The organism is Alteromonas sp. 4NS20-0143 (genome assembly GCF_057542855.1).
The window spans coordinates 143,027-162,427 of the sequence record NZ_BAAJLR010000001.1 but is presented as its reverse complement, the minus strand read 5'-3'; the positions used below and the strand labels follow the sequence as shown (position 1 = coordinate 162,427).

16 protein-coding genes are annotated in these 19,401 nt (G+C 44.8%); 4 read left to right on the top strand and 12 right to left on the bottom strand.

Annotated features, from left to right (window positions below):
- The first annotated feature begins 274 nt into the window (after positions 1–274).
- Positions 275–1,135, top strand: coding sequence for a bile acid:sodium symporter family protein (locus AC27HD_RS00660; RefSeq protein ID WP_487103141.1), 861 nt, complete (start codon positions 275–277; stop codon positions 1,133–1,135).
- 150 nt (positions 1,136–1,285) lie between these two features.
- Here AC27HD_RS00660 and yfbR read toward each other — a convergent pair whose 3' ends face one another.
- Positions 1,286–1,945, bottom strand: coding sequence for a 5'-deoxynucleotidase (yfbR, locus tag AC27HD_RS00655; RefSeq protein ID WP_163106711.1), 660 nt, complete (start codon positions 1,943–1,945; stop codon positions 1,286–1,288).
- Positions 1,946–2,396: 451 nt separating this feature from the next.
- Between yfbR and AC27HD_RS00650 the strand changes: the two genes are divergently transcribed.
- Both AC27HD_RS00650 and AC27HD_RS00645 read left to right on the top strand, forming a co-directional pair.
- Positions 2,397–2,573 (top strand): DUF1328 domain-containing protein, encoded by a 177-nt coding sequence (locus AC27HD_RS00650; RefSeq protein WP_032096636.1) that lies wholly within the window; start codon positions 2,397–2,399, stop codon positions 2,571–2,573.
- 42 nt (positions 2,574–2,615) lie between these two features.
- A complete protein-coding gene (locus tag AC27HD_RS00645; RefSeq protein WP_032096637.1) occupies positions 2,616–2,864 on the top strand; it encodes a hypothetical protein in 249 nt (82 codons plus the stop codon).
- 227 nt (positions 2,865–3,091) lie between these two features.
- Here AC27HD_RS00645 and AC27HD_RS00640 read toward each other — a convergent pair whose 3' ends face one another.
- The 7 genes from AC27HD_RS00640 to AC27HD_RS00610 form a co-directional block, all read right to left on the bottom strand.
- On the bottom strand, positions 3,092–3,310 hold the full coding sequence (locus tag AC27HD_RS00640) for a hypothetical protein (protein ID WP_032096638.1): 219 nt from the start codon (positions 3,308–3,310) through the stop codon (positions 3,092–3,094).
- The gene (locus tag AC27HD_RS00635) at positions 3,311–6,127 is read right to left on the bottom strand and encodes a DUF349 domain-containing protein (RefSeq protein WP_487103138.1); all 2,817 of its coding nucleotides are present in this window, start codon (positions 6,125–6,127) and stop codon (positions 3,311–3,313) included. It abuts the gene before it with no gap.
- Positions 6,117–6,410, bottom strand: coding sequence for a YeaC family protein (locus AC27HD_RS00630; RefSeq protein WP_032096640.1), 294 nt, complete (start codon positions 6,408–6,410; stop codon positions 6,117–6,119). Before AC27HD_RS00630 ends, AC27HD_RS00635 begins: the two co-directional genes overlap by 11 nt.
- Positions 6,411–6,737 (bottom strand): Zn-ribbon protein, encoded by a 327-nt coding sequence (locus tag AC27HD_RS00625; protein ID WP_032096641.1) that lies wholly within the window; start codon positions 6,735–6,737, stop codon positions 6,411–6,413.
- A gap of 228 nt (positions 6,738–6,965) precedes the next feature.
- Positions 6,966–8,636 carry an alanine/glycine:cation symporter family protein gene (locus AC27HD_RS00620; RefSeq protein WP_487103136.1) on the bottom strand — a complete coding sequence of 557 codons (1,671 nt, stop codon included), beginning with the start codon at positions 8,634–8,636 and terminating at the stop codon, positions 6,966–6,968.
- 92 nt (positions 8,637–8,728) lie between these two features.
- The gene (locus tag AC27HD_RS00615; protein WP_487103134.1) at positions 8,729–9,865 is read right to left on the bottom strand and encodes a M14 family metallopeptidase; all 1,137 of its coding nucleotides are present in this window, start codon (positions 9,863–9,865) and stop codon (positions 8,729–8,731) included.
- Between the two features lie 206 nt (positions 9,866–10,071).
- Positions 10,072–11,517, bottom strand: coding sequence for a glyceraldehyde-3-phosphate dehydrogenase (locus AC27HD_RS00610; RefSeq protein WP_032096644.1), 1,446 nt, complete (start codon positions 11,515–11,517; stop codon positions 10,072–10,074).
- A gap of 165 nt (positions 11,518–11,682) precedes the next feature.
- Here AC27HD_RS00610 and AC27HD_RS00605 point away from each other — a divergent pair, with 165 nt between their 5' ends.
- Positions 11,683–12,534 (top strand): DUF2989 domain-containing protein, encoded by an 852-nt coding sequence (locus AC27HD_RS00605; protein WP_487103132.1) that lies wholly within the window; start codon positions 11,683–11,685, stop codon positions 12,532–12,534.
- Positions 12,535–12,677: 143 nt separating this feature from the next.
- Here the strand turns inward: AC27HD_RS00605 and msrB are convergent, their stop codons facing one another.
- The 4 genes from msrB to glgB form a co-directional block, all read right to left on the bottom strand.
- Positions 12,678–13,076 (bottom strand): peptide-methionine (R)-S-oxide reductase MsrB, encoded by a 399-nt coding sequence (gene msrB, locus AC27HD_RS00600; RefSeq protein ID WP_032096646.1) that lies wholly within the window; start codon positions 13,074–13,076, stop codon positions 12,678–12,680.
- 177 nt (positions 13,077–13,253) lie between these two features.
- Positions 13,254–14,807, bottom strand: coding sequence for an NADP-dependent phosphogluconate dehydrogenase (gene gndA / locus AC27HD_RS00595; RefSeq protein ID WP_032096647.1), 1,554 nt, complete (start codon positions 14,805–14,807; stop codon positions 13,254–13,256).
- A gap of 123 nt (positions 14,808–14,930) precedes the next feature.
- Positions 14,931–17,018, bottom strand: coding sequence for a glycogen debranching protein GlgX (gene glgX, locus AC27HD_RS00590; RefSeq protein WP_487103130.1), 2,088 nt, complete (start codon positions 17,016–17,018; stop codon positions 14,931–14,933).
- Between the two features lie 94 nt (positions 17,019–17,112).
- Positions 17,113–19,314, bottom strand: coding sequence for a 1,4-alpha-glucan branching protein GlgB (glgB, locus tag AC27HD_RS00585; RefSeq protein ID WP_487103128.1), 2,202 nt, complete (start codon positions 19,312–19,314; stop codon positions 17,113–17,115).
- Positions 19,315–19,401: the final 87 nt, after the last annotated feature.

The following is a 19,401-nucleotide window of genomic DNA, read 5'->3' as shown; positions in this document are numbered from 1 at the left end:
ATTTGATTTTATAGCCTTAATGACAGTGCACTCGTTATTCTTCATTGACGCTCTCGGCAATTTTCATGACCGCCCTTGGGCAATTCTATTAACGCTTTCGGCAGCTATCATGACAGCCCTTGCCAATTTTCATTAAAGCGCCCGATATACGTTTGTGCTCATTTTATCATTCGTAGAATTAATCAATCTTAATAACGGGTCATCACTTCTATCTATTGTTAAACAGAGTACACTAGCGCCACTATAATAAGTTGCTGTGTTAAGGGGCGTATGCGTGCAGGCATCTGTACTTACTGAGGTATTACTACCTCTAGCGTTGGCGTTTGTGATGTTCGGAATGGGCTTAACGCTAACTATTTCTGATTTTGGACGGTTACTTAAAGCGCCTAAAGCTATTTTGACCGGTTTCTTGGGTCAAATAGTATTGTTGCCTCTACTCACTTTTGCTATTTGTCTCGCGTTTGAACTGCCGCCCTATATTGCTGTGGGTATCATGATTTTGGCAGCATGCCCTGGGGGAACAACGAGTAACTTAATCAGTCATATCGCGAAAGCTAATCTGGCGCTGTCTGTAAGTTTAACCGCCATCTCCACTATTGCCTGTGTTTTTACCACGCCTTTCATTATTCAGTTCGCTATCGATTACTTTGTAAAAGAAAATGCGCCTGCTTTCTCGGTTGTTGAAACCGTATTGGGACTTATTGGCGTATCTATCTTACCCGTAGTGATAGGCATGATCATTCGACGTCTTTTCACAGGCTTTGCGACAAAGACGGAAACTTTTTTTCGTCAGTTTTCCATGTATTTTATGTTGGCAATGATTGTGGGCGTACTCGTGTCAGAGCGCGATAACTTAGCGACTTCATTTGAAAGCGCATTTTTAGTATGCCTTACCCTTAATCTCAGCTCTGTGTTGATGGGATTAATACTAGCAAAAGTATCCGCAGCTTCGTTTAAAGATTCTCTAACCCTTGCTATTGAGATAGGTGTTCAGAACGCGGCTCTCGCCATGTTGATTTGTATTACATTTTTAAAAGCGCCTGATTATGCTATCGCGCCAGGCGTGTACGGTATTGCAATGTATATAGGCCCTGCTTTGCTTGCTATTTGGGCAAAACGCAAGAGAATGAAATAAACTGCATCATCGGTGATTTGCTTTTAGAATGCCGTTTTTTGAATACCGCTATTTGAATGCCGTTTTTTGACTGCCGATTTTTAAATGCTGCTATCAGCGTTGACCTTCCCTATCGCGAATGCTTGCAGTACACACATAGGCTTGTTTGCTTTACTCTCCGCTTTCGTTACTATCAAGATGGAGCGTGTTCGCTCGCTCTATCCACTCTAAATCTTTTGTTTGCTCATCTAGGGTTCCCTTAGCATCTTCAAGGAAGATTTGACAGAAATAGCCAACGGCGGGTAGCTTTTCCTTATAGCGCTTAAGCTGCACTTCCATTTCTTGCATCGCGTTGGAGAACTCAGAATTCGACTTGGATAGCTCGTAGTCACATTTTAAATAAGCACAGAGCACGTCAGCAGCCTTTGCAAGGGTCACATGAACATCTTCCTTGTCTTGCTCAATTAGCGATTGATATCGCTGCTGGAGTGCTTCAGGTAAAGTTTTTATTAACATAGCTTCAAAACGACGTTCTAATTTTTTAATCGCCGCAGTGGTTTCAGGATCGTGGTATTTGACCGGGCTCGGAATATCGCTCATCCCCGCTATTTCACTTCCCTCGTGGAAAATAGCCATTGCCGCCACACGATCTGGGTCCACATCTTCGTTAAATACATCACATGCAATGGCGCCTAGCATATGCGCTACCACCGACGCCTCATAAATGTGAGTCGATAGCATTTCATCTTGGAACTGCGCCATTAGCGGCCAGCGCTTGACGTTGCGCGCACGCTGCATAAGCCCTATAAATGCCGAATGTGTATTTGCCATAAACGCCGTCTCCTTTTTTTATGAATAATGTTATGTGAACAATTGTGCACACGACCATTTATCATCTGCTCGATTCTAACAACTAAACTCTATCGCCTTGTTACCTATATGCGCAACGCAAATTGCGTAGCCCTTATTACGTAGCCCTTATTACGTAGCCCTTATTACGTAGCCCTTATTACGTAGCACTTATTACATGGCTCCAATCACATAGCCAAGTATTTTAGTAAGAATGTAAAAAATGCAATTTACCTGTAACTATTGTCTATACATTGTGAACTTCACACCAAGAAAATGTTTAGAAAATAAAATTACTTTAATATTTTCAATTACTTGCAACTTAGGCACGAAGATAGCATTAACTAATGTAACAACAGTTTATACATAGCAGAAGCTTAATCATAGCAACAGCTATTGTGAACGTAACGGAAGCAACAAGAGGGAATAAGTCATGTTAGGTTGGGCAATCACATTTTTTATTATCGCCATTATTGCAGCAGTTTTTGGTTTCGGAGGCATCGCTGGGGCAGCAACAGGAATTGCACAGATATTATTTTTTGTATTTGTCGCCTTTCTTGTCATATCACTTCTAGTGAATGCCTTGCGCGGTAAAGCACCGAAAGCGTAAACAACATATTATATACAGTAGTAATTGAAAAGGAGTAAGGACATGAGTTCATTCAAGAATTTATTAAAAGTAGTAGCAGCATCAGCATTTGTACTTTCACTAGCAGCATGTAGTGAAAACGACGCGGAAAGCGCAGGCGAAGAACTTGACGAAATGGTCACAGACGCTGGCAATGCGCTTGAAGACGGAGGTGACAAAATTGGCGATATGGCCAATGACGCTGGTAACGCCGTAGAAGATGCATGTGAAGACGTTAAAGAAGGCGTTGAAGCAGAAGACGACGACTGTTAATTTACTAAGTAGTTATGTAATTGTGTAGTTGTGTAGCTAGATGACAAGCATAGCTACCTACATATTTTACAGAAATCAAAAAAGGCCGGTTTATACCGGTCTTTTTTATGTTTGCGTGTCCTGGTCTTTGTTTGAACTGACCTTGTTTGAACTGACCTTATTAAATTGGCCCTTGTTTAAACTGGCCCTTGTTTAAACTGAGTTTGGCTGACGCAAAGAGAACGACGTTAAGAAACCTCTATACCGCCGAGATCCCTTGCCAAGTCATCTAGTATCGACAGGGTTTCATCAAATTCACCCACAATATAGGTGTACTTCACACTAACATGATGATCAGTTTGACCAAACTTAGCCCGTAACCCGTCTGCATCAACATGTTTTACAGTATTGAGAAATCGATACGCTGACATCTCTGTATCAAATTGAAACTCTACACTATTTTCCATCTATGCCAACATACTCGGATTGTTATCGATAATGGTAACTACACGCTGTAAAAGACCGCTTTCGTCTTCTTTTACTTCACCATGTTGTAACCAATCGCTCAATATTTCTTGGGCCTCTGGGGCTTCACCTTGCTCAAGTTTTGCCGTCATCATTTGAAGCTGCACACTCGAACGTACCGATGCATCAGATTGCGGACTAGGCATACCGCTCGCCACCTCTAACGCTACCGTTAACCACGCTCTATCGTGCCTCGGCGCATTTGATGCACTAACGTTAGTCAGCAAATTCGACCAACGTTTGCCTAAGATTTCTAAAAGCTCATTCCTAGACTCAGGTTCATCATTTTGCAGCAACCGAATAATGGCATGAGCTCGCGCCTCTATCACTTTTGCGTCATGTTCACGCTGCATAGACTCTCTTTGCTTAAAGAGCGTCTCAAGCTTGCGTTCTACCTTCACTCGCTGTGGTTTTGGCAGTGCTAACATGGCTTCTTGAATAGGCTGAACTGCACTGTGAAAAGTACTGTCGTCAACTTCTACAGAGATAGACGCGATAGAAGACAACAGCTTTTCAGCTTGCTCAGTATACTCACTAGTTTGCGCTTTACGCTGGGTTTTTAAACGTTCGAAAATAGCATCATTACTGGCTTTAAATTCTGCCCACAACCGGCTTTCTTCGCGCTTACCGGCATGTCCAATACGCTTCCATTCTTGCTGTAGTTGCTGCGCAGACTCTGCTGCATCACTAATATCATCAGCATCTTGTAGCGCATTAACCTTATCCACTAGCGTTTGCTTGAGCGCCTGATTGTCACTCTGCCACCCATAAACGCGCTTTTGAAGGGGTGAAAACACAGCCTTCCACTCGACCTTGAGTTCCTCGTAAGCTTGCTTTTCAACTTGACCGCAAGCTCGCCACTGCTTGGCAAGCCTGTCGAGGGTTTTGCTTAATTCAGTTGGTTCAATGTCTTCGGGTACCGACGCTACTTTTTCAATAATCGAACGACGCAGTTCTAACGCTGCAGCTCGTTCAGCATCTAATTTAGCGTAATGCTCCCTACAAGGCTCAAACGCCTTTTCTAGTGCATTATCAAAATCCTGCTGCAGCGCTGCATTTTCTTGCTCATTGTCACCTGCAGATGATGTATTCAGCGATAACCATTGGCTGCGTAAATACTTTATCGACTCACTGCGCTGTTTTATGTTCTCTGCTGGCGTAGCGGCCAGCTCTTTGGCCTCTTCAACTAAAGCAGGTTTTCGCGGCGCGGCGATATAGCTCTGCCATCCTTCTAGCCTGGCTATGTCGTCAGCCGTCTTCTGAAAACGCTTATCGATGTCTTTCTTTAAACTTTCAGGCAGCGAAGCCACATTATCAGACAGTTTCTTAAACTTAGCCATCGCCGCACGAAACTTACCCTGTGAAACTAGGTTATCAACAATGCTTATTTGCTTTCTAACGTGTCTCAGTTCGTCTTGGTGCTTTGACTTAGCGGCTTTTTCATCGGCTCTCACTTGCTTAGTTGCTGCCTTAAAACGCTGTAAAAGCGCTTTGGGCTGCGCAATAAGCTCGCGACTGATAGCTGAGTATTCCTCTATCGCAGTATCAAATTCGCTGCGTAAGTCGCGCTTGTGTTCATCACTCACATCAGCACTGTTTAATTTTTGCGCCACGTCTTCAACGACGTTCAGTCTAGACAATAACTTTTGACCGTACTGCTGCTGCATGGAAAAAGCTTCAAGCTTTGTATTTAGCCCATCAACAGCTAATTGAATCTCGTTGACTCGCTTGTCATTGCTGCCAAGCTGCCCCAACTGTTCCAGCGTAGCCTCGACACCTCTTACGCTTTCATTTACCGTTGCAACATCGGCTAACGTGGCTTCACACAAGCGCGTGTTGAATAACCAACCTACTTGTTCTTTCGCATGAGTTAGCTGCTGTTCACAAAGGGCTTGTGTATTCGCAAGTACCGCCGACTTTTGCTTCTCTTCCCACGCAGGACGGATCCTGTCTATATAGCGCGTAACTTGCTCAGTAATTTTACTACGCTTTTCTTCGAACTCTTGCTTATCGTCAGTTGAAAGAATGCACGCTTGTGCAAACAAGCCTTCCAACTCACTGTGGTAACTGGACTGCAAATCTACAACCTGTTCAACATCGGTTTTATCAAGTAACGCACGGTATTTAGACAAGCACAGTGTAAGTTGCTTTTTAAGTTCTACAGGCTTTTGCTCTGCTGCCCTTATTTCATCGATTCGGTTATTGATCGCATCAAGCGTAGGGGAATCGCTCAGTTTTTTTGCCCATTTTTGCAGTGTATTTGTCTGAGACTGACTGCTGATAAGCTGGCGTTGTAATTGGCCATTATTCGCATGTAAAAAAACGTGTTGCGTAAACGAAGGCTTGTCGACTTTGGCTAATAGCGCAAAGGCCAACTCAGTATTGCCTAGCAGCTCAGGCTCGCGCTGGACTACATCAATGATTACATCCGTGCTTGCCGTTTCTTGCAAAAACGAAGACTTTTCTTCTGCGCTAAGGGCTACACTGCCCTTGCCTGATATCGCTTCGTTCACACTGTGCTGGGCCGCTTTTTTTACTTTTGGCGACTTGGCAATTTGTGCCATCTTTTGCCATAGCACGAAACTATCTAACTTTGCCAACGCCGCAAGACTAACGTCTGCATTATCATCGTTAAAAGCCAGCTCATGTAGAATCGTTTTGTCTTGAGGTTTTTCCGGTGAGAGTTTTTCAATGGCTTCCAGTCTTTTTTCTGGCTTTTGACTGGTATGAGAAGGAGCAAATATACGACTAAATATCATCCTGTTTGAACCGCGCTATCGTGTTGTTATCATTTTGGTGGTCCGATAGAGAGCGTTTGAAATCGGCTTTGCTTTTATGCACAATTTCGCCACCCTCTCCTACTGTCATGTGTTCAGACGATTTTTCAATTTTCGCCTGATACAACATCACGGCCTGCATAGTGCTGGCCTTTTGCTCTTCGTTAAGTGGCGTTCCATCAACCCACTTCCCGGTCTCTACGGCTTGACGCAAGCGTTCGTAAACCTCTGGCGTCATGCTACTTACTAGTGCATCTATATTCATTTATGAGAAACGCTTTATCATTACAATTCGAGCTCGGTTTACGAGGTACCAAGCGAAACCTACAATAGCGCCTAAAATAGCGAGGTTGTGCTGCAAATCACCCGGTCTAGTTCCACCCCAATACATAAAACCAAAACTTGCCACAAATATCAGCATAGCCAGCAGTGATTGATTTTGAATGCTTTGAAGTTTTTGAAAACGGTTAAGGCTTTGCTTGCGCTCAACATCTTCAGACGTTGCATCGCCAACTTTAAATCCGCAATGTGGACACTCTTTTGCCTTGTCAGATGTTTTTTTCTTGCATGACGGGCAGTCAACTAATGCCATGTGTTGCTCCTGTTTATTCGCTGCGAGTAAGAAACGAAAACAATACGCCAGCGCGTACTATTATCTCGCGGACGAGTATCATACTGAAGTTGATTACAACAATGAAGTCGGATTATACACTTCGCAAACAAAAATGCGTGTAAGGGTTATTCTAAGAATAACGCCGTAACACGCATTTTATTACTGTTTAGAAGCCGATTAAGACTACTTGTTTGTCTTAATCTTAATTCATTTATCGCGGTTATTTTTGGTTCTTGACCAATAATCGTTCACTGTCTCTTTCATCTCCTTACTAAGCATTAATATGCCAAATAAGTTAGGTAGCGTCATAACCACAATTGCTACCGCAGAGAGCGCCCATACCAATGTAGTATCTGAGAACGCAGCCCATACAAAGCCAGCGACATAAATGACTCGATAAGGCATGACAGAACGGGGACCGAGAAGGTATGTCATCGCACGGTCACCATAATACGACCATGCAATAGCCGTTGAGAACGCAAATAAAAGCAAACCAACCGACACGATATATTGCCCGAAATCACCGAAGAAGCCTCGGGTAAATGCAATAGTAGTCAGTGCAGCAGAGTGAACCAAGGACTTACCGCTTACCTCTAGGTTCTCTTTTAGCGGTTTACCGTCCTCTATTTTCAACGTACCGGTAAATAAATCTTCACTGCCCACCGAGTACTTCACGTCTTCTGCTACTGAACGAGAGTTTATTAGGGTGAAATCGCCGCTTACTGCGGTGCCATTGACTACGGTAATCGCACCTGTAAATGGTTTAATTTCGTTACCTTCAACCCCGTTTAAAAAGCCGTATAGCGTTTCGACATCTTTTGATTCACTATCATCATATTCGCCTGCTACAAAGAACATGTCTGAACGGTCGAATACATTTTCATGCTTCTCTTTCCACACGCCAGAAGAAAGAATCACTAAGCCAGTAATAGTACAAATTAGAATAGTATCAATAAATGGCTCTAATAAAGACACCATACCTTCTGATGCAGGTTCTTTGGTTTTAGCAGCCGCGTGAGCGATAGGCGCAGAACCCTGCCCCGCTTCGTTTGAAAACAAACCTCGGTTTACACCACGGTTGAATGCGTAGGCAAGTGAGGCACCTAAGAATCCACCTGCTGCGGCAGACCCGGTAAACGCATCGCTGATTACCGATAAGAACGAGGGAATGATATTCTCAAGGTTGGCAAAAATAACCGCCATAGCGCCAATGAGGTAGATAACCGCCATTGCAGGAACAACGCGGGCGGTGAATGCCGCAATACGTTGAATGCCGCCTAGAATAACCAGCGCAAGCAAAATACCTAGCACGCTACCCACAAGCCAAGGTTCGAAACCAAAGGTGGCTTCGATGCTTTGTGCAATACCGTTGCTTTGTGGAAGGTTACCCGTTCCAAACGAGCTTACTACAGTGGCAATTGCAAATGCGACGGCTAACCACTTCATGTTTAAGCGACGGTCCATGTAGTACATAGGTCCGCCGGCCATCGTGCCGTCTTCTGTCTTAACTCGGTACTTGTGCGACAAGGTCACTTCGACGAACTTTGTCGTCATACCTAAAAAGGCCGTAACCCACATCCAAAATAGCGCCGCCGGGCCGCCGAGAAAAATAGCGAAAGCAACACCAGATATATTACCTGTTCCAACGGTACCTGAAAGTGCCGTGGTTAACGCTCTAAAGTGTGTGGTATCACCAGGATCGCTCTCTTTATCAAACTTACCAGTAATAACCTGCCATGCATGTTTGAAGAATCGAATTTGCGGAAACTTCAAGTAAACTGTGAAGAATAAACCCACACCAAGAAGCACAAAAGGAAACCAACTTGCGCCCCCCAAGAAGCTATCAAGCGTGATAAGTAAACCGTATAACCCTTCCAAGGTATTTCCCCTTTTTTATTATTTCGTTTTGTTGTTTTTATCAAAAAACCTCATTCTCTGAGGCCTTTATTGTTAGAAGCGGGCGCTTCTTTTTATTTATCGTTATTGAGTTTTTTTACCACAGCATTAACAGCGACGAGAATATCTTCGCCAAGCTGACGGCATCGCTGAACAGACCAACCATAAACATCGTCAGGCACGTTTGCATTATCTTTAAACGGCATTTCAACGGTATACGCCATGCAAGTGAATTTTTCGCCCACTGCATTCGACGCCACCGTTAGGTTTGCTTTACCCGGCGCGTCTTTGTCGTAGCCAAATTCATCTTGAAACTCTGGTGTTGCATTAAGTAGAGCCGATTTAAATGTATCTTCTGACGCTTTTATTTCGTCGTTATAACTCGGGTTTCCTTCGCCGCCTGCAACAAAATTGTACGGCAGTGCTTCATCACCGTGCAAATCGAGGTACATATCCACGCCTGCATCTTCCATCGCCTTTAATACAAACAGTACTTCAGGACTTTTTTCAGGTGTCGGTGTTGCCCATTCGCGGTTTAAGTTGGTGCCCACAGCGTTTGTACGCAAATGCCCTCTGGCACTGCCGTCCGGGTTCATGTTTGGCACGACATAGAACACGGCGTTATCAAGCAACTGTCGAGCCAAACCGTCTTGTTCGTCCAGTAACCGATAAATAATGCCCTCTGCGCACCATTCAGCCATGGTTTCACCAGGATGCTGGCGGGCTGTTATCCATACTTTTTTCTTGTTAGGTGTTTCTTCGCCAATAACTAACATCGACATGTCACGGCCATCTAACGTTAGCCCTAGAAAGCGGTGCTCACACAACAGTGACATTTGCGCGTCGTGAACTAGATCTAGGTGGCGTTCATAGCTATAAGGAATGAAATACGCAAAATACACGCTTGGCTGTTCTAACGTGAGTGAGAAGGTAAGATTGTCGCCGTCAAATTCACTTGGAACGCGAAACCAGGTTTGCCTATCGTAAGAAGCAAGGACGTTATACCCCTTCCAACCATCTGGATACGCAGATTTTGCCAACCCTTGGATGGTCATTTTGTGAGTGACAAACGTTTCGCCCACAAGACGAAAATGAAACCATTGGGCAAATTCTGATTGGTTGTCTTTCGGTATAGTGAGAAGAATATCTTCTGGAGACTCTGCGCTCACAACATTGATGTTGCCGCTGTCGAATTGACTGGAGATATGCATAGACTGTCGTTTCCCTTATTATTTGTGCGCTAATTTAGCATAGTCAGCGACACAAATACCATGTGCACTGGCTGGTTTTACCAGCATGAAGTACACATTTTGTTTACACTAATAAAAAACCGACCTTGTTGGTCGGTTTTTTAATCAATTAACGCTTGGTGCTCTAGCTAGCGGCGGTGCACTGATTTCAGCAGCCGCTTAACTTACTAAAGCGGTAGCGTTGGAAAGCTAAGGTTAGCCATATCGCGAACTACGCGAAGCACCTGGCAGCTATAACCAAACTCGTTGTCGTACCATACGTAAAGCGTTAATCGGTCATCAGACACGATAGTTGCCTGTGAATCTACGACTGATGCAGCTCTTGAACCTACCAAATCGGTAGATACAATTTCTTTACTCGCTGTGTAGTCTATTTGGTGCTGCAATTTAGAGAATAAGGCGGTATCGCGTAAGAATTCGTTAACCGATAGCTTGTCTGTGGCTTTCTCTAAATTAAGGTTCAAAATTGCCATAGACACATTCGGGGTAGGCACTCGAATCGCGTTACCCGTAAGCTTACCGCCTAATTTAGGGTATGCTTTCGCCACTGCTTTCGCTGCGCCGGTTTCCGTGATCACCATATTAAGTGGAGCACTTCGGCCTCGACGGTCCCCTTTGTGATAGTTATCGATAAGGTTTTGATCGTTTGTGTAAGAGTGAACAGTTTCAACGTGACCATTCTTAATGCCATATTCTTCATCAAGGGCTTTTAACACTGGTGTAATAGCGTTGGTGGTACAGCTGGCCGCCGATACAATGGTGTCATCAAGGGTCACTTCGCCATCATTCACACCATGTACGATGTTTTTAATATCGCCTTTACCAGGCGCGGTCAGTACCGCTTTTGCTGCGCCTTTTGCTTTTAAGTGAAGACCTAATCCGTCTCGGTCGCGCCAAATACCGGTGTTATCAATGATAATAGCGTTGTCGATACCGTACTGTGTGTAATCCACTTCATCAGGGCTGTTCGCATAGATAACCTGGATGAACGAGCCGTTTGCTTTTAGTGCATTGCGCTCGTGGTCAATCGTAATACTGCCGTTGAATGGACCGTGTACTGAGTCTCTGCGAAGTAAACTTGCACGTTTTTCCAAATCGCCATCGCGACCGCCGCGCACTACAATGGCACGTAAACGAAGCTTGTTGTTTTTACCCTGACGCTCGATGAGCAAACGAGCTAGTAAACGACCTATTCGACCAAAACCGTAAAGCACAACATCTTGAGGCTGCTGATTATCGTCTTTATCAACCACATCACTGAGTTTGTCAGTGAGGTAAGCAGTTAAGTCATCGTTATCAACGGCAGAACCATAGTGAAAGTCAAACGCCAACTTGCCGATATCAATTTGCGCTGGAGCAATCTTCATTGTACTGAGCGCTTCCAATATAGGGTAGCTTTCACGCAAACGTAACTTGATGCCTTCGTGCAAACGGACCTTGCGGTGCGCTTTAATGATGTCGATAGCACTGGCATTGAGAAGAGAGCGGCCGTATACGGAAATCTCTACGGCTTTGTTGCGATACAGCTTACCTATTAGAGGCAGCATAATTTCTGCGTATTCCTGACGCTCTTGCCAGCTACTTTGTAATTCCTGCTCGTACTGTTGATTCATGCTTCAGCCTTCATGGATGTAAATTTACGTTGGTTTCACGTCAGCTTTTTATTATTCTTAGGGTACACGTAGGTGAGTTTTTGCCTGACGATCGTGGGACGTATCTTAATTAAACACGCAGGGAAGACCAAATTGTCTATTAATTTCAAAAATGCAGTATATTTTATGAATGGACGTACATTATTTAGTAAGTTTCCAACAAGTCATTATAAAGCTGTCTGCCTTGTGGCGTCGTTAGTTGTGATAAGTGGCTGTAGTGATTGGTTCGAGCCTACCATCAAAGAAATTTGCGCAGAACATGAGAACATGTGCGTAGACTTGAGCTTAGATGCTCGATGCACGCCGCAAAGAGCAGAGATTATTAGGCTGCGTTACTACAATCAAAACCCGTCGAGTGATGCATATAAATACCCCCTACTCCTGTCTTTCGAAACCTACCTTGAGTGCGTTCAAGAAGTACAGCACATTGAGCATATAAAGCGTAAAGGCAAGGAAGCAACGCGTCTAAAAGGGGTGATTACCGCGAGAAGAGAATTGCAGCGTTTAGCCCGAGAAACAAAAGACTCTTTAGACCCTCACCTAAGCTATTATCACTGGACGCGCTTCGGTGATGACGACGCGTTTCATCGCTTCGAACGTTATGCAGCGAGTAACCAAGTCAAAGATCCTGAACTGCTGGTTAATTTGGCCTCTGTGCAAATTAAGAATGATCCTACGCGAACCATAGAGACACTTTATCGCGCACTAAGCCTGTATACCGACAGTGACGACATTGATATTGGCGTTTATCATTCTCTGGCATCAATAGGCATTGATGCAGACAACTACCGAATGGCTTATGTGTGGTATGGCGTAGCAGAAGAGTATGACGATAGATTACCTGACACTCAGCGCGTGCAGTTAGGTGAACGCTTCGACTTACCTACAGATATACTAGACTCGGTCACCGCTGACATCATCAGTGCCCTCGATAGCAATACGTTTGATGCTGCAAAATTAAAGCTCAATAAGCTCTGATATTGAAAGTAAATTACATTTTAAAAGCGTATAAAACACAAAAAAACCGCCTTTCGTTGGCGGTTTTTTTTCTATTATTGAAAGCGATAACGAAACAAGCTTAAATTTTAACCACCTGTTTACCTTTAACCAAGCCCGTGGTGCTAGCCTTTTACTACTTCGTTATTCTCACTTTTAAATGTCATAGAGACTGAATTCACGCAGTATCGCTGGCCTGTTGGTTCTGGGCCATCTGGGAATACATGGCCTAGGTGTGAATCACACTGCTTACATATTATTTCTACTCGACGCATGCCGTGAGATACATCTTCGCGATAATCTACATTGCCATCGTCCAGTTGTTTATAAAACGAAGGCCAACCGCACCCTGCATCAAATTTTGTGTCTGAGGGAAACAATGGCGCATCGCAGCATTTGCATACATACACACCACCACGGGTTTCATCGAGCAATGCGCCAGTGAATGGTCTCTCTGTTTCGGCCTGACGGCAAATACGATATTCTTGCTCACTCAGCTTTTCTTTCCATTTATCGTCTGACATTACGCCCTCTCTTTGTTTAATATAATCCAATTCACGTTAGCGGTTTACCAGTGCTCACCTTTGTAGCCAGTCTGTTAAACCTCACTCTTAACAAAATAATGTGGGTAAACTGGCTAACAAAAAAGGGTGTATTTGTTGCCAAATACACCCTTACGCTAACTCGCTATGTGTTTAACGTTAACGTTTTATAGCAGTCTCTGGTCTTGCAGGATCACTCCACTCTATGTGGTACTTTTTACCCGCTGGCTTATCTACGCGCTGGTAGGTATGTGCACCAAAGTAATCACGCTGCCCTTGAAGCAGGTTTGCCGGTAACACTGCTGAGCGGTACGAATCGTAATAGCTCAGTGCCGACATCATTGCAGGACACGGAATTCCTGCTAGTGCAGATTGCGCAATAGACTCACGCCAATCAGCCTGATACTCGGTAATTTGCTCTGCAAAATACGGGTCCATTAACAAATTAGCCAGGTCTTCGTTATTTTCATACGCTTTTGAAATAGACTGTAAGAATACAGCGCGGATAATACATCCAGCTCGCCATATTTTTGCTATTTCGCCAAAGTCTAATGTCCAGCCATGCTCTTTACCTGCCATTGCCATTAGCTGGAAACCTTGAGCGTAAGCACAGATTTTCGAGCAATATAGTGCCTGTTCAAGCTTGTTGATGATTGACATTTTTTGTTCATCATCAAACACAGAGGCTTCTGGGCCTGCCAGTACTTGGCTTGCCGCAACGCGTTCTTCCTTGAGGCTTGAAATACTGCGAGCAAATACCGCTGCCGTGATCGTTTGAGCCGGGCTTCCCACCTGCAACGCACTTACCGCAGTCCACAGGCCAGTGCCTTTTTGCCCTGCTCGGTCTAAGATAACATCCACTAGAGGCTGCTTGGTTTCAGGGTCTAGCTGTTCGAGTACTTCGGCACTGATTTCAATAAGATAGCTATTCAGTTTACCATCGTTCCAGCGGCGGAATACTTCTGCTATTTCGGCAGGCGCCATGTGAAGCGCATCGCGCATAATTTGGTATGCTTCACAAATAAGCTGCATATCGGCATATTCGATGCCGTTGTGCACCATTTTCACGTAATGGCCTGCACCCACAGGGCCTATATAAGTCGCGCAGGGCTCACCGCCAACCACGGGCTTACCCGGTACATAGCTCTCGATAGGCTTGCCGGTTTCAGCGTCAACTTTTGCTGCAATAGATTTCAAAACAGGCTCAATACGCGTCCACGCGTAAGGGTTACCCGATGGCATTAGCGAGGGACCAAAACGAGCCCCTACCTCACCGCCGGATACAGCAGTAGAGAAGAATATGAATTTGCCTTTGTACTGCTCTTCGCGAGCAACTGAGTCGGTCCACAAGCTATTTCCCGTATCAACAACGATATCGTCGGCTTGAATGCCTGCATCAATAAGGTGGTTACATACGTGGTCAACGGGGTCGCCGGCCGGCACTGAGAGGATAATGAGGTGTGGCGCTTTAAGTTTACTGAGTAATTCAGTATAAGAACTGCAACCTTCAACCCGTGGGGGGGTATTGCTTTCTCTTTCACTGTCATCTTTGGCAAGAATTGCATCAACTTTATTTTGATCTAAGTCGAAGCATGCCACTCGATAACCATGATCTACTAGGTTCATGGTAAGGTTGTTACCCATTACCCCTAAACCGATAAAACCGATATCGCACAAAGTGTCTTTGTGCGAACTGCCACCATTATTTTGCATAGGAAAACCCTCACATTTAGATGGGAGAGCATGTTACCACTTGATGATATAAAGAACAGTCAAACATCGAAAATTTAGTGCGGTATGCCGTATTTACCACCGCTGGTAAAGGTTAATTCGCTGTTAACGGGTTAATTCAGAGAAACTGAATAAGGTTAACGACCTGCTTGCTTGTAAAAAGACCTGCTGAATACAAATTGAAGGCTGGTCATCAAGTGAGGCATAACGGGTATCTAGCTGTAGTGTCCAGCCGCCAAGGCGTTTTGACGTTGGCAGATGGAACCTTACGTCATTTTCACTGGCGTTAACGCATAAAAACCAATGCTCGGGCTTAACATTACCGTCACGGTAACCTTTAATTTCAACGCCAAAAGCCTTGTTGTGATGCGCATTCCAGTCTTCGGAGGCTTTGTCAGAACCATCTGGTTTAAACCAATTAATGGCTTTCACATTCCTCGACAGCGTAAACGAATCATCGTGAAGTTTTAGCTCGCTCAATAAAGTGGATGATTGACGCAAGCGAATAACAAACTGACAAAACTGCAGGAAGTCTTGTTTGCTTTTATTCATCTCCCAATTCAGCCAGCTTATGGCATTGTCTTGACAGTACGCGTTATTGTTTCCGTTTTGCGTTCGGCTTAGTTCATCGCCACCGAGTATATGCGGGGTTCCTTGGGAAAAAATAAGCGTGGCAAACAAGTTGCGTTTTTGGCGTTCACGAACTGCCAAAATGGCACTGTCCTTGGTCTCCCCTTCAACGCCGTAGTTGGCAGACAGGTTGTTCCCATGACCATCACGATTGTCTTCTAAATTATCGAGGTTGTGGCGATCGGCGTAGGTCACCATATCGTGCAGAGTAAATCCATCGTGATACGTAATATTGTTGACTGACGTAGAGATATGGCGATGGCCTTTATGGAATATATCTCTAGAGCCCATTAGGCGGGTTGCAAAGTCAGGTGTTTGACCATCATCGCCGCGCCAGAACGCGCGAACGGTGTCTCGGTATTTGTCATTCACTTCTAGCCACGGTGATTCAAAGTTACCGACTTGATAGCCTCCAGGACCAATGTCCCACGGCTCAGCAAGCAATACTTTGTCGCTGAGCACCGGGTCTGCACTAATTGCTCTTAGTAGGCCCGACTGACTGTTAAAATGCTGAGGTTCCCGACCAAGAGACACTGCTAGGTCAAACCTAAACCCATCGATACCAATAACGTTTACCCAATGGCGCATGGCATCAAGAATAAGCCCCATCATAAAAGGTTGCGCTGTGTTAATAGTATTGCCGCAGCCAGAGTGATTTGAATAAAATACCTCACCGGCGTCCGTCTGCTCAAGTAAATAGGCCTCATGAGGACACAGCCCTTTGTAGGACAATATTGGACCGCCAAATCCGGCCTCTGCAGTATGGTTAAATACCACATCCACAATGACTTCAATACCGGCCTCATGGTAACTATTCACCATCTCTTTAAGTTCAGCCAGTGCGTCAGACACACCGTAGCGCGGTTCTGGTGCAAAAAAATTAACAGGGTTATATCCCCAGTAATTGGTTAGCCCTTTATCTGTAATAAAGGGTTCTGGCATAAACGAGCACAGCGGCATAAATTGCACGGTGGTGACGCCTAGTGCTTTAATATGATTAATGACGCTTGGGTGGGCGGCGCCAAGGAACTTGCCCTGATGTGCCTTAGGAACGTCAGGGTGTAACTTTGTTAGGCCTTTAACATGGGCTTCGTAAACAATGCGGTTGTGTTTCGCTATATTCGGGCGAGAGGTATCACATTGCGCATATGCCGCGTCATCAATAACTAAACATTTAGGGACCATAAACTGTGAATCATCGTCATACTGGCGGCGATTCCATTTAATAGGTCGGCTAATTTTCTTTGCATAGGGGTCGATTAACAGCTTTTCTCGCGTTACTTCGTCAAGGTCACCCTTTGCTCGTTCAACGCGATAGCCATAAAGCTGCCCGGCGGCAATGCCATCTACAAAACCGTGCCACACGTCCCCGGTTTTTTCTGGTAACGCTTGCTCGTGAGTAGTTTGCTCTGTATCGCTGTTAAAAAGGCACAATATAACGGTGGATGCCCCAGGTGCATACACTGCAAAATTACATCCGTCTGCGTTTACAGTGGCTCCTAAAGGAAATGATGTACCGCTTTTTATATTGTTTATTTTATTCAGCTTCACGTTTTTATTCACTGCTCATTCACTTTGCGAAATTATAACTAAGGGGGCGTTTTTCTGTGCCTATGGCGTACCGCGCCTATTTACTTTTCATAGTTACTTTTCATAGCTACTTTTCATTAACCACATAAAATATTGTCGCAAGGGGCGGTATCGTAAGTTCTACCGAGTAGTCTCTGTCATTCCACGCCGTTTTTTGCGGTGTAGCTTTACTTAATACCGTCATACCGCTTCCCCAAAACTTCTCATCGTCGGTGTTAAGCGCAAGCGTCAGCGCATTTTTGGAGTCTACCCCTACCCTGAAGTTTTCATGAGGTATTGGTGTAAAGTTTGTAATGACATACACTTTTTGTTTTGAGGACTTTGCGTTTCGAACAAATGAAACGATGCTTTGCCCTGCATTACTGTGGTCTATCCATGCAAAACCATCGGCGTGGTGATCTTGTTCATAAAGCGCAGGGGTTGTTTTGTATAAATGATTAAGTGCTTTGTAAACAGCTTGCACCCCTGCATGGCGGTCGAAGTTCAAGAGCCCCCAGTCTAGTTCGCTATCGTGATTCCATTCTGAAGACTGGCCTAACTCGTTACCCATAAAGTTTAGCTTTTTGCCCGGGTGCCCGTACATAAACCCAGCGTAGCAACGTAAATTCGCTGTTTGCTGCCATTCGTCACCCGGCATTTTACGCAACATACTTCCCTTGCCGTGCACAACCTCATCGTGAGAAATTGGCAAAACAAAGCTTTCGTCAAATGCGTAAACCATGCTGAAGGTGATGTCGCCGTGGTGGTAATTTCTGTATGCGGGGTCTTTGGCAATGTAGTGCAATGAATCGTGCATCCACCCCATGTTCCACTTGAAACCAAACCCTAAACCACCGTCAAACACAGGACGAGATACTTTAGGGAAAGACGTTGACTCTTCAGCAATCGTCATCGCGTCAGGGAAGTGTTTGTAGACTTCTTCGTTCATCCAGCGCAATAGGCTAATAGCTTCGTAATTCTCGTTGCCGCCATCCACATTGGGGATCCATTCGCCATCATTGCGTGAGTAATCCAAGTACAGCATTGACGCTACGGCGTCGACGCGCAAACCGTCGATGTGGAATTTATCTAACCAGAATAACGCGTTGGCGACTAAAAACTGACGAACGGTGTCTTTGCCAAAATCGTAAATGCATGAATTCCAGTCAGGGTGCCAACCCTTCTTTGGATCTTCATATTCATAGACACAAGTACCATCGAAACGCGCCAGGCCGTGGCCATCCTCTGGGAAGTGAGCAGGTACCCAATCAATAATAACGCCTACACCTGCTTGGTGGCAGCGGTCAACAAAATACTTAAATTCATCAGGGGCGCCAAAGCGACTTGTGGGTGCAAACATACCCACTGGCTGATATCCCCACGAACCATCAAACGGAAACTCAGAAATAGGTAACAACTCGACATGGGTATAGCCCATATCGCTAACATAATCGATTAAGTTATCAGCTAACTCTTTATAACTTAGGTAGCGTGCATCGCTCTCGCTATTCGGACGTTTCCATGAACCTAAATGAACTTCATAGATGCTCATGGGCCTAGTGTATTTATTCGCTTTTCGTTTCTCTAGCCATTCATCATCATTCCACGTGTAGCTGTCGTGGTTATACACTTTTGATGCGTGGGAAGGATATTGCTCAGCGCTGAATCCTAGAGGATCGGCTTTGTGCGGAAGGTCGTAGCCACGAGAGTCTTTAACTTGATACTTGTAGCGCTCACCTTCGGCCATACCTGGAATAAACAACACCCAGTATCCCATGGATGTTTTTTCCATAGGATGAACGCGACCATCCCACTGGTTAAAATCACCTATCACCGATACTGCCGACGCATTTGGTGCGAACACACAATATCTCACCCCGTCTATGGATGTATTATCTGATGCATCTACCGCAAGCAATTGAGCGCCAGCCTGCTGATACAAGTTGAACGGCGTGCTATCGATGAAGTGTACCGCATGGTAAGCCTGTTCTTTAAATTGATATGGGTCAATATAGTCGTACTGTTGCTGCCCCTTATTAACAACAACGCGATAAACATGACTAGCGCTGTCTCTATCTATTGAAGCTTCAAATAAACCTGAGGTTGAAATAGGAAGTAACGAAATATCTTTCAGTGCAGGAGTATCCCACGTTATCGTTATCGATGTTGCTTCTGGACGCCATATGCGAAGGAGTAGTTCACCTTCACCCTCGATAACACCTAATTGGGAAAACGGTTGTGAACACTTTGCCTGTTCAAACTGCTCAACGACCTTCTGCACTAACTGCATTTGTTACTCCTATTAAAAACCCGCGTTACGCGGGCCTAACTAAGTCATAGTGAGAGGCAACATAGCGCACCTCTCAGTAAATTACCC

What these genes read in the sequence shown, in the direction of transcription:
- yfbR (WP_163106711.1), bottom strand. Translation starts at nt 1,945, where the DNA reads ATGGCAAATACACATTCGGCATTTATAGGGCTTATGCAGCGTGCGCGC.
- AC27HD_RS00650 (WP_032096636.1), top strand. Translation starts at nt 2,397, where the DNA reads ATGTTAGGTTGGGCAATCACATTTTTTATTATCGCCATTATTGCAGCA.
- AC27HD_RS00645 (WP_032096637.1), top strand. Translation starts at nt 2,616, where the DNA reads ATGAGTTCATTCAAGAATTTATTAAAAGTAGTAGCAGCATCAGCATTT.
- AC27HD_RS00640 (WP_032096638.1), bottom strand. Translation starts at nt 3,310, where the DNA reads ATGGAAAATAGTGTAGAGTTTCAATTTGATACAGAGATGTCAGCGTAT.
- AC27HD_RS00635 (WP_487103138.1), bottom strand. Translation starts at nt 6,127, where the DNA reads ATGATATTTAGTCGTATATTTGCTCCTTCTCATACCAGTCAAAAGCCA.
- AC27HD_RS00630 (WP_032096640.1), bottom strand. Translation starts at nt 6,410, where the DNA reads ATGAATATAGATGCACTAGTAAGTAGCATGACGCCAGAGGTTTACGAA.
- AC27HD_RS00625 (WP_032096641.1), bottom strand. Translation starts at nt 6,737, where the DNA reads ATGGCATTAGTTGACTGCCCGTCATGCAAGAAAAAAACATCTGACAAG.
- AC27HD_RS00615 (WP_487103134.1), bottom strand. Translation starts at nt 9,865, where the DNA reads ATGCATATCTCCAGTCAATTCGACAGCGGCAACATCAATGTTGTGAGC.
- AC27HD_RS00610 (WP_032096644.1), bottom strand. Translation starts at nt 11,517, where the DNA reads ATGAATCAACAGTACGAGCAGGAATTACAAAGTAGCTGGCAAGAGCGT.
- AC27HD_RS00605 (WP_487103132.1), top strand. Translation starts at nt 11,683, where the DNA reads ATGAATGGACGTACATTATTTAGTAAGTTTCCAACAAGTCATTATAAA.
- msrB (WP_032096646.1), bottom strand. Translation starts at nt 13,076, where the DNA reads ATGTCAGACGATAAATGGAAAGAAAAGCTGAGTGAGCAAGAATATCGT.
- gndA (WP_032096647.1), bottom strand. Translation starts at nt 14,807, where the DNA reads ATGCAAAATAATGGTGGCAGTTCGCACAAAGACACTTTGTGCGATATC.
- glgB (WP_487103128.1), bottom strand. Translation starts at nt 19,314, where the DNA reads ATGCAGTTAGTGCAGAAGGTCGTTGAGCAGTTTGAACAGGCAAAGTGT.